9 protein-coding genes and 2 pseudogenes are annotated in these 10,168 nt (G+C 74.1%); 10 read left to right on the top strand and 1 reads right to left on the bottom strand.

Annotated features, from left to right (window positions below):
- A pseudogene (locus HMPREF3105_RS12680) lies at positions 1-258 on the top strand (formamidopyrimidine-DNA glycosylase); the annotation flags it as partial.
- A 77-nt stretch (positions 259-335) separates the two neighbouring features.
- Positions 336-1,586 carry a glucose-1-phosphate adenylyltransferase family protein gene (locus HMPREF3105_RS05680; protein WP_044659051.1) on the top strand — a complete coding sequence of 417 codons (1,251 nt, stop codon included), beginning with the start codon at positions 336-338 and terminating at the stop codon, positions 1,584-1,586.
- On the opposite strand, the gene HMPREF3105_RS05675 is transcribed toward HMPREF3105_RS05680, so the two are convergent.
- Entirely contained in the window at positions 1,576-2,838 is a 1,263-nt protein-coding gene (locus tag HMPREF3105_RS05675; protein ID WP_020627988.1) for a PucR family transcriptional regulator, read from the bottom strand. The two genes, HMPREF3105_RS05680 and HMPREF3105_RS05675, sit on opposite strands and share 11 nt — an antisense overlap.
- 177 nt (positions 2,839-3,015) lie before the next feature.
- Between HMPREF3105_RS05675 and HMPREF3105_RS05670 the strand changes: the two genes are divergently transcribed.
- The 8 genes and pseudogenes from HMPREF3105_RS05670 (at position 3,016) to HMPREF3105_RS05640 (ending at position 10,059) form a co-directional block, all read left to right on the top strand.
- Positions 3,016-4,218: an acyl-CoA dehydrogenase family protein gene (locus tag HMPREF3105_RS05670; protein WP_036316076.1), complete on the top strand. Its 1,203-nt coding sequence runs from the start codon at positions 3,016-3,018 to the stop codon at positions 4,216-4,218.
- 46 nt (positions 4,219-4,264) lie between these two features.
- Complete coding sequence (locus HMPREF3105_RS05665; RefSeq protein ID WP_020625412.1) at positions 4,265-5,479, top strand: acetyl-CoA C-acetyltransferase; 1,215 nt, start codon at positions 4,265-4,267, stop codon at positions 5,477-5,479.
- Between the two features lie 55 nt (positions 5,480-5,534).
- On the top strand, positions 5,535-6,290 hold the full coding sequence (fabG, locus tag HMPREF3105_RS05660) for a 3-oxoacyl-ACP reductase FabG (RefSeq protein WP_020625413.1): 756 nt from the start codon (positions 5,535-5,537) through the stop codon (positions 6,288-6,290).
- Positions 6,291-6,311: 21 nt separating this feature from the next.
- Positions 6,312-6,779, top strand: coding sequence for a MaoC family dehydratase (locus HMPREF3105_RS05655; protein ID WP_020625414.1), 468 nt, complete (start codon positions 6,312-6,314; stop codon positions 6,777-6,779).
- Positions 6,776-7,255: pseudogene (locus HMPREF3105_RS13690) on the top strand (AMP-binding protein); the annotation flags it as partial. The gene HMPREF3105_RS05655 and the pseudogene HMPREF3105_RS13690, both read left to right, overlap by 4 nt.
- A gap of 94 nt (positions 7,256-7,349) precedes the next feature.
- Complete coding sequence (locus HMPREF3105_RS13685) at positions 7,350-8,351, top strand: AMP-binding protein (RefSeq protein ID WP_196488485.1); 1,002 nt, start codon at positions 7,350-7,352, stop codon at positions 8,349-8,351.
- Between the two features lie 56 nt (positions 8,352-8,407).
- Positions 8,408-9,457 carry a pseudouridine synthase gene (locus HMPREF3105_RS05645; RefSeq protein WP_044659053.1) on the top strand — a complete coding sequence of 350 codons (1,050 nt, stop codon included), beginning with the start codon at positions 8,408-8,410 and terminating at the stop codon, positions 9,455-9,457.
- A complete protein-coding gene (locus tag HMPREF3105_RS05640; RefSeq protein ID WP_044659054.1) occupies positions 9,454-10,059 on the top strand; it encodes a DedA family protein in 606 nt (201 codons plus the stop codon). Before HMPREF3105_RS05645 ends, HMPREF3105_RS05640 begins: the two co-directional genes overlap by 4 nt.
- The last annotated feature ends 109 nt before the right edge of the window (positions 10,060-10,168 follow it).

Below are 10,168 nucleotides of genomic sequence, written 5' to 3'. Positions count from 1 at the left end.
CGGCGCCGGACCACGGGCGTGCGTCCGAACCCGGCGCGACCCTTCGGGGTCGAGGTGCTGGTCCCGGCCGGTCCGTCACCCGACACGGCACCCGGCCGGACGCCCGGCGCGCGTGGCGGGGGGACGCCGTCGTACTGGGTCTACGGGCACGACCGCACCCCGTGCCTGCGCTGCCGCGGCCCCGTCCGCCAGGAGGACTACGGCTCCCCCGAGGACGATGCGCGGCGGCTGTGGTGGTGCCCGCACTGCCAGCGCTGAGCCGGACGCGCCCCAACGGTGGCCGCGTGTCGTCCCCGTTCCCTACGCTGAACCCGCCCCCGACCCGAGGAGAAGTCATGGCCGACCCGTTCCCGAAGGACCCGGAGGGCGCCGTCGTCGCGCTCGTGCTGGCCGGCGGCACCGGCGGCCGCCTCATGCCGCTCACCGCGGCCCGCGCCAAGCCGATGGTGCCGCTGGCGGGCCAGTACCGGCTGATCGACGTCGTCCTGTCCAACCTGGCCCACTCGCGCCTGCGGGACGTGTGGGTCGTGGAGCAGTACCGCCCCTTCACGCTCAACCAGCACCTGGCCGGCGGCCGGCCGTGGGATCTCGACGGCACCCGCCACGGCCTGCGGCTCCTGCCCCCCGCGCAGGGCCGCGCCGAGGAGGGCTTCGCCCGCGGCAACGGCCACGCGATCGCCCAGCAGCTGCCGCTGCTGGAGCAGTTCGGCGCCGAGACCGTCGTCGTGCTCTCCGCCGATCACCTGTACCAGCTGGACCTGCGCCCCGTGCTGGCCGAGCACACCCGCTCCGGCGCCGAGCTCACCGTGGTCACCACCGAGACGGACGAGGACCCCTCGCGCTTCGGCGTCGTCCAGGTGGACGACGACGGCGCCGTGACCGACTACGCCTACAAGCCGGAGGACCCGGCGGGCACGCTCGTGGCCACCGAGGTGTTCGTGTTCGACGTCGCCGCGCTCTCCGAGGTGGTCGGCGACCTCGTGGCGGGCGAGGACGAGGCGGCCACCAAGGACGAGGGCGAGACCGATGAGGACGGCGACCCCGTGGGCTCCTCCCTCGGCGACTACGGGGAGAGCATCATCCCGGCGTTCGTGGCGCGGGGGCGCGTGCGGGAGCACCGCCTCGTCGGGTACTGGCGGGACATCGGCACCCTGGACGCGTACGTCCGCGCCCACCGGGAGATCCTCGACGGCACCGGCCTGGACGTCGCTGCCGAAGGCTGGCCGCTGCTGACCAATCCGCACGCCGCTCCGCCGGCCTGGGTCGCCCCCGAGGCGACCGTCACCGGCTCCCTGCTCAGCCCCGGCTGCCGGATCGCGGGCGAGGTGACCGACTCGGTCGTGGGCCCCAGCGTGGTGGTCGAGGCCGGCGCCGTGGTGCGCGGGAGCATCCTGCTGGGCGAGTGCACGGTGCCCTCGGGCGCGGTGCTGGACACGGTGATCGCCGACGTCGGCGCCGCCATCCCGGCCGAGGGCGCCACGGGGCGCGCGGAGCCGGCCGACGAGGTCGTGGTCCTCGAGCCGGGCGAGCGCGGGCCCGCCTCCTCGGACGAGACCACCGGTTCGGGCGCCCCCGTCAGGGACTGATCGGCCGCGCCCTCCGGACCGGCCCGCCGGCCCGGTCTGCGGCGAGCACGGCCAGCTCCAGCATCAGGCGTCCCCGCGGGTCCTGCAGGCTGCACCCCGTCAGCTCCACCAGGCGCTTGGTGCGGTAGATGACGGTGTTGCGGTGGCAGATCAGGTCCTCCGCGGCGAGGGTCGCGGAGCCCGAGCGGCGCAGCAGCGCCCGCAGGGTCTCCATCAGAGTGGCGCGCTGGTCCGCGGGCAGCGCCCGGAGCGGTCCCAGCACCTCCTCCACCAGCAGCGCGGCGACCTCCGGGCTGGACTCCAGCAGCACCTCCGGCAGCCGATGGGAGGCCCAGGCGAGCCGCCGCTCGCCCGGCGGGAGCGTGTGCGCCGCCCGCGTCGCCAGCCGGAACGCCGCCGCCGTCTCGGGGATCCCCTGCCGGGCCCAGGCCACTCCCACCTGGCCCTCGACCAGCGGGCCCAGCGCCTCCGTGAGCCATTCCTCGTCCGTCGAGGGAGGCTCGACGACACCGTAGAGCGCCCCCTCGCGCACAGCCCAGCGGGACGTCGCCCCGAGTCGCCCCATGCGGTCCTCGGGGTGATGGAGCACGTCGCTCCCCGGGTCCTCGGCGAGGGCGACGACGCAGGCGAGGGGGGCGGTCGCCCGGACGCCCAGGATCTCCTCGGCCTGCTCCGCGTAGACGGGGTCCGCGCCCTTCCCCTCCAGCAGCCCGGCCAGGCAGTCCTCCTGACGGCGCAGGTCGCGCAGGGTGAGGCGCGCGGTCTCCCGCCGGTAGGCGGCGCTGAGGACCTCGCCCGTGACGCTCAGGTCCTCCCACAGCCGGCGCCCCGCCTCGAGGAGCTCCTCGGTCGTGATGTCGAGCCTGCCCTCGCGGACCCGCCGTCCCAGCTCCTCCCAGAGCAGCCGGTTGCCCGAGGTGTAGGTGGAGATCACGGTCTCCAGGGGCACCCCCTGGCGGGCGCGCTCGACGCCGGTGGCCCGCCACGTGTCGACCAGGCGCCCTCCCGCGCCCTCCCCGGAGGGCACGCCGGCCAGGCCCCGCAGGCCCCGACGGACGTGCTCCCGCGTGCTACGACGCAGCCTGGCCCGCAGCTCCGGCGTGGACCACGCCCCGCCCTGGTCGCCGCCCAGCGTGGCGGCGGCGATCTCGTCGGCGATCCGGTCGGCGTCCTCCAGCAGCGCCGACCAGGCCTCCCGCAGACGGCGCTCCGCGTCCCCGGACTCCTCGGGGACCCCTGCCTCCTGCACCATGCCGTCCTCCTCGCCGCCCCCGCCGGCGGCGTCCGGCCGGGCGGGACTCGTGTCCTGGCTGCACAACCGACTCTGTGCTCCGTGCCCATAGTGCCACTGTGGCGCCGGTCATACGGTGGGCGGAGACCTCGTCCGCACCCGGACCCATCCCACCCGAGCCCCCCCAGAGGAGCCGACATGAGCGAGACCCGCTCGGGCGTCCTGCCCGACCACGACATCTACCTCCTCGACGACGAGCTGACGGAGGAGCAGCGCGAGGTGCGCGACCGCGTCCGCGCGTTCGTCGACGCCGAGCTCATGCCCGTCATCAACGACTACTGGGAGCGCGCCGAGTTCCCGTTCGAGCTCGTGCCCAAGCTGGCGGAGCTGAACGTGGCGGGCACCGTCATCGAGGGGTACGGCTGCCCCGGCATGAGCCGCATGGCCGGAGCCCTGGTGTCGATGGAGCTGGCCCGCGGGGACGGATCCTTCAACACCTTCTTCGGGGTGCACTCCGGGCTGGCGATGGGCTCGATCAACGCTTTCGGCTCGGACGAGCAGAAGGAGCGCTGGCTGCCCCGGATGGCCCGGATGGAGATGATCGGCGCCTTCGCGCTCACCGAGCCCGACCACGGGTCCGACTCGGTGGCCCTCGAGACCACCGCCCGCCGAGAGGGCGACACCTGGGTGCTCGACGGCGCGAAGCGCTGGATCGGCAACGCCTCCTACGCCCACGTCATCGTCATCTACGCCCGCGACGTGGCCGACGGCCAGGTGAAGGCGTTCGTGCTGGAGCGGGAGCCGGACACGGAGTTCCCCGCCGGCTTCGAGCCGACCGTGATCACCGGCAAGATCGGCAAGCGCGCGATCCTCCAGCCGGACATCGTGATCTCCGGCCTGCGCATCCCCGAGGCGGACCGGCTCCCCGGTTGCTCCTCCTTCAAGGACGTCAACCGCGTCCTGAGCACGACCCGCGGCGGCGTGGCCGTCGAGACGCTCGGCCACGCCGTCGCCGCGTACGAGGCCGCCGTCGCCTACGCCGGGCAGCGCGTCCAGTTCGGCAAGCCGATCGCCGGCCACCAGCTGGTCCAGGGGCAGCTGGCCACCATGCTGGCCGACGTCACCAACATCAAGCTCACGTGCTTCCGCCTCCTGGAGCTGCAGGACCAGGGTCGCCTGACCGGCCCGATGGCCTCGCTCGCGAAGATGTCGGCCGCGCGCCAGGCCCGCCGGGTGACCTCCATGGCCCGGGACATCCTGGGAGGGAACGGGCTGCTGCTGGAGAACCACGTCGCCCGCCATCTGACGGACATGGAGGTCGTCTACACTTACGAGGGCACCGACTCCATGCAGTCGCTGATCGTCGGCCGCGCCATCACCGGCGTGTCGGCCTTCGCCTGAGACCTCCCCGCCCTCTCCCCGCCCCCCTTCCCGAAGGAGCACCACCATGCCTGAAGCCGTCATCGTCTCCGCCGTCCGCTCCCCCATCGGCCGCGCCCGCAAGGGGTCCCTCCGCGACCTGCGCGCCGACGACATGGCCGCCCAGATGGTCACCGCCGCCCTGGACCGGGTCCCCGAGCTGGACCGCGCCGAGGTCGAGGACCTCATCCTGGGCTGCGGCGCCCCCGGCGGGGAGCAGGGCGGCAACCTCGGCCGCGTGGTCGCGGTCTTGGCCGGCCTGCCCTCCGTGCCCGGCACCACCATCACCCGCTTCTGCTCATCCAGCCTGCAGTCCACCCGCATGGCGTTCCACGCCATCCGCGCCGGGGAGGGGGACGTGTTCGTCTCCGCCGGCGTCGAGTCGGCCAGCCGGCTGGACCGCGGCGCCTCCGACGAGGACACCCGCAACCCGGCGTTCCGCTCCGCGTGGGAGCGCTCGGCCCGCCGGGCCGAGGGCGACGCCCCCGTGTGGACGGACCCCGCCGAGGAGGGCGAGCTGCCGGACGTCTACATCGCCATGGGCCAGACGGCTGAGAACGTGGCGCAGCTGCGTGGCGTCTCCCGCCAGGCCCAGGACGAGTACGCCGTGCGCTCCCAGCAGCTCACGGAGAAGTCCCAGGCCTCCGGCTTCTGGGACCGGGAGATCTCCCCGCTCGTCCTGCCCGACGGCATCCGGGTCACCCGGGACGACAGCCCGCGCGCGGGCACCACGCTCGAGGCCGTTTCCCAGCTGAACCCCGTCTTCCGGCCCGACGGCACCGTCACCGCCGGCAACGCCTGCCCCCTCAACGACGGCGCCGCGGCGCTCGTCGTCATGAGCGACACTCGCGCCGCCGAGCTGGGGCTGACCCCGCTCGCCCGGATCGTGTCCACGGGCCTCTCCGCCCTCTCTCCCGAGATCATGGGCCTGGGCCCCGTGGAGGCGTCCCGGCAGGCGCTGGCGCGGGCCGGGATGAGCATCGACGACGTCGACCTCGTGGAGATCAACGAGGCGTTCGCGGCGCAGGTGCTCCCCTCCGCCGAGGACCTGGGGATCCCCCTGGACAAGCTCAACGTCAACGGCGGGGCAATCGCGCTGGGCCATCCCTGGGGTATGACCGGAGCCCGGATCACCGCCACCCTGCTGAACTCGCTGCGCGAGCACGACAAGCACATCGGCCTCGAGACCATGTGCGTCGGCGGCGGCCAGGGCATGGCGATGGTCATCGAGCGCCTGTCCTGAGTCCTTCCCGCCCCGTCCGCACCCGCACCCGCACCGACCCTCCCGGAGGAACCCCATGACCGAGCCCCGCATCGCCGTCGTCACCGGAGCCGCGCGCGGCATCGGCGCCGCCCTGGCCCGACGCATGGCGGAGGACGGCTTCGCCGTCGCCGCCGTCGACCTCTCGGCCGAGGCGTGCGCCGACGTCGTCGGGCAGATCGAGGAGGCCGGCGGGACGGCCCGCGCCTTCGCCGCCGACGTCGCCCGGGAGGAGTCGGTCGCCCAGGTGATGGACGCCGTCGTCGCCGAGCTGGGTGCGCCCGCCGTGCTGATCAACAACGCGGGCGTGCTCCGGGACAACCTGCTGTTCAAGATGAGCGCCCAGGACTGGGACACGGTGATGGACGTGCACCTGCGCGGGCACTTCCTCATGACCCGCGCCGCCCAGCGCCATATGACGGAGCAGGGGTGGGGGCGGATCGTGAACATCTCCTCCACGTCCGCGCTGGGCAACCGGGGGCAGGCGAACTACGCCGCGGCCAAGGCCGGGATCCAGGGCTTCACCAAGTCCGTCGCTATCGAGCTGGGCCGCTTCGGGATCACGGTGAACGCCATCGCGCCGGGCCTGATCGAGACGGACATGACCCGGGCCACCGCCGAGCGGATCGGCGTCCCCTACGAGACGTACGTGGCCAAGGCGGCGGAGCAGATCCCCGTCGCCCGCACCGGCACCCCCGAGGACATCGCCGCCGCGGCCTCCTTCTTCGCCCGCCAGGAGGCCTCCTTCATCTCGGGCCAGGTCCTCTACGTGGCCGGCGGACCCAAGGCCTGAGCCCCCCACGAGGAGAACGCCATGCAGACCTTCGACGGACTGGACGAGTTCGAGCGGGCCGTGGGCACCCACCTGGGCCACAGCCGCTGGCGCACCGTCACCCAGGAGCAGGTGGACCTGTTCGCGGACACGACCGACGACCACCAGTGGATCCACGTGGACCCCGAGCGGGCGGCCCGGGGACCCTTCGGCTCGACGGTCGCCCACGGCTTCCTCACCCTCGCGCTGCTGCCCTCGATGGTGCGGGAGATCTACCGGGTGGAGGGGATGGCCATGGTCGTCAACTACGGATCGGACCGGGTCCGCTTCCCCCATCCGACCCCCGTCGGCGCGCGCATCCGCGCCGGCGCCGAGCTCACCCGCCTGGACCGCGGCCCCCAGGGGGCGCTGGCCATGGTGACCACCACCGTGGAGATCGAGGGAGTGGCGAAGCCGGCCTGCGTGTCGGACTCGCTCTTCCTCCTCCGCCCGGGAAAGGACGCGTCATGACGTTCAACATCTCCGTGCTCCTGCGCGAGAGCGCCGCCGAGCACCCGGACCGCCCCTGCGTGATCCTGGGCGACCGTGCCTGGATCTACGCGGAGGTGGACGCCGCCGCCGACCTGGTGGCCGCGAACCTCAGCGGGCTGGGCCTGGCCCCGGGCACCTCGGTGGCGGTGCAGCTCCCGGACATCCCGCAGTTCCTGTTCGCCTACTTCGGCCTCGTCCGTGCCGGCTTCGTCATGGTCCCCCTCAACCCCCTGCTGACGCCGCGCGAGATCGCCCATCACCTGTCCGACTCGGACACGGCCGTGCTCATCACCGTGGATACGGCGGCCGAGGCGGCGGTCAAGGGCGCGGCCCAGGCGGGCGGGTCCGACGGCGGTCCGACGGTGTACGTGGTCTCCACGGGCGCCGGGGAGCGGCCCGCGGGGACCCGGGACTTCGCGGAGCTGCTGGCCCCCGGCCCCTCGGTGGACATGGCCCCCACCCAGGCCGACGACACCGCGGTGATCATCTACACGAGCGGCACGACCGGCCCCCCCCAAAGGCGCCGAGCTCACCCACTTCGGCATCTACATGAACACGACGGTCTCCGGCGCGCGCATCCCGATCCGGCCCGACGACGTGGTCCTGGCCGTGCTGCCCTTCTTCCACGTGTACGGGCTCACGAGCGTGCTGAACATCTGCGTCCGCCACGCCTGCACCATGGTCCTGCTCCCCCGCTTCGACGCCGCCGCCGCGCTCGACCTGGTGGAGCGCCACGGGATCACCCGCATCTCCGCCGTGCCGACCATGCTGATCGGCATGGTGGAGGACCCCGACACCGGGCGGGACCTCTCGTCCGTGAGCCAGGTGGTCTCCGGAGGCTCGGCCCTGCCCCAGGAGGTGCTGCGGCGCTTCGAGGCGAAGTTCCCGCGGGCGACCATCCTGGAGGGGTACGGCCTCTCCGAGTCGACCAGCTCGGTGGCGGTGAACGTCTCCCGGGAGGAGCGCCGCGTCATGTCCATCGGCAAGCCGCTGTGGGGCACCGAGTGCCGCGTGGTGGACGCGGAGGGACACCTGCTCGGCCCCGGGGAGGACCAGGTGGGGGAGCTGCTCTTCCGCGGCCCCACCATCATGAAGGGCTACTACCGCAACCCCGAGGCCACGGCGGCCACCCTCGTGGACGGGTGGCTGCGCACCGGGGACATGGGGTACCGGGACGAGGACGGGTTCATCTACGTGGTGGACCGCAAGAAGGAGCTCATCCTCCGCGGCGGGTACAACGTGTACCCCCGCGAGGTGGAGGAGGTCATCGCCACGCACCCGGCGGTCTCCGAGGTGGCCGTGGTGGGGCGTCCGCACCCCTCCCTCGGCAGCGAGGTGGTGGCGGTCGTGAGCACCCGGCCGGGCATGAGCGTGACCCCGGCGGGGGTCATCGAGCACGCCAAGGTCTCCCTGGCGGCGTACAAGTACCCGCGCGAGGTGGTCGTGGTGGACAGCCTCCCCAAGACCGCCACCGGCAAGATCCGCAAGCGGGACCTGGCGACCACGCTGGCCGAGCCGGCCTCCCCCGAGTCGCACTCCGCGACGCCGTAGCCGCCCGCGACGACGGCCGCGCTTCCCTGTCCTCCCCTCCTGGGAGAATCGGGAACGTGGCCGTCCCCTCCCCCCTTCCCCTGCGTAACGGCGTCAACGCGACCCGCCTGCGCCTGCCCGCCTCCGGACCCTGGGCGTCCGTCCAGGAGTACGTCCTGGACCGCTTCGGCCACGTGGACCCGGACGGCATCCGGCGGCGCTTCGCCTCCGGGCAGGTCGTGGCCGCGGACGGCGCCCCCATCCCGGCGGACACGCCGCTCGGCGTGCACGACGACCTCTGGTACTACCGGGACGTCCCCGACGAGGCCCCGCTGCCCGTGACGCACACGCTCCTGCACCGCGACGAGCACCTCGTGGTCATCCACAAGCCGCACTTCCTGCCCACCACCCCGGGCGGCCGCTTCGTCCAGGAGACCGCGCTGGTGCGGCTGCGCAACGAGCTCGGCCTCGATGACCTCGTGCCCCTGCACCGGCTCGACCGGGCGACGGCCGGCGTCGTGATGTTCTCCGCGAACCCGGCCACCCGCGGCGCCTACCACCTGCTCTTCGAGCGGCGTGCCGTGGCCAAGACCTACGAGGCCGTGGCGCTCCTGCCGGACGCCCCCGACGACGGCGCCCGCCGCCCCGGCGCCCCGGCCGACCCCGTCCTGGGGCGATTCCCGCTGACCGTGCGCAGCCGGATCCGCAAGGACAAGGGGATCCTGCGCTCCGTGGTGGAGGAGATCCCGCCGGCCGCCTCGGGACGCCGGGCGGGCGCGCCGGTGCGGACCCGGCGGTCGAACCGGCCCCACGCCGGGGCGAACGCGGAGTCCCGGGTGGAGCTGCTGGGCGTCGGCGTCTCCGCCGGGACGCTGGCGGGGCGGCGCGTGGCGCACCTGCGGCTCACCCCGCGCACGGGCCGCACCCACCAGCTGCGCATCCACCTGGCCGCCCTGGGCCTGGGCATCGCGTTCGACCCGTTCTACCCGGACCTGCTCGACCTCGCCCCGGACGACGTCACGCGTCCCCTGCAGCTGCTCTCCCGGTCGCTGCGCTTCACGGACCCGGTGACGGGCGAGGAGCGGGAGTTCACCTCCCCCGCTGAGCTGCAGGAGCGACCGCGGTGACGGGCGGGGACCCGGCCGCCCTGATGGACGCGCTCGGAGTGTGGTTCCACCCGCTCACCGCGCTGCTCGTGGCCCTGGACGCCCCGATCCCACCCGTCCCGTCGGAGGTGGTGGTCATCGGCTCGGGGGCGCTCGCGGCCGAGGGCCGGGTCTCCCCCGTGGCCGCGGTGCTGGCGGCGTGGCTGGGCTGCTGGGCCGGGGACGTCGGCCTCTACGCGCTGTTCCGCCACGGCCTCGCCGACCGCCTGGACCGCTGGGCGTGGTGGCGTCGGATCCACCGGGGGATCCGGAGCCTGCTGGTGCGGGTGGGCCCGGCGGGCAGCCTGGCGGGGCTGTCCGTGCTGCGGTTCGTCTCGGGCGGGCGGACGGCGTCGATGGCGGCGGCCGGGATCGGCGGGATCCGCTGGCCCGTGTTCCTGTGGCTGTCCGGGGCGGGCTCGCTTGCGTGGTCCGGGTCCATGGTGGGGCTCGGCTGGATCACCGGCCGGGCCACCGGCCTGCCGTGGTGGGCGTCCGCGGTGGTCGGCATGGTGTTCGGTACCCTTGCAGGGTTGATGATCGCGGGGATCATGGCCCACCGTCGCCGGGGCCGGAAGGGGTGAGCATGCAGGACGCGTCCTCCGAGTCCCGCGCCGCCCTCGAGCGCCTCCGGGGCGCCTCGGCGCCCCGTCCCGACGACGACGCGACGCGTGCCCCCGCCGCGCGCCCCCG

The organism is Micrococcus sp. HMSC31B01, assembly GCF_001816085.1.
GTDB lineage: Bacteria > Actinomycetota > Actinomycetes > Actinomycetales > Micrococcaceae > Micrococcus > Micrococcus luteus.
Note: the sequence above shows the minus strand (reverse complement) of the source record. Positions and strands in the feature narration are given on the sequence as shown.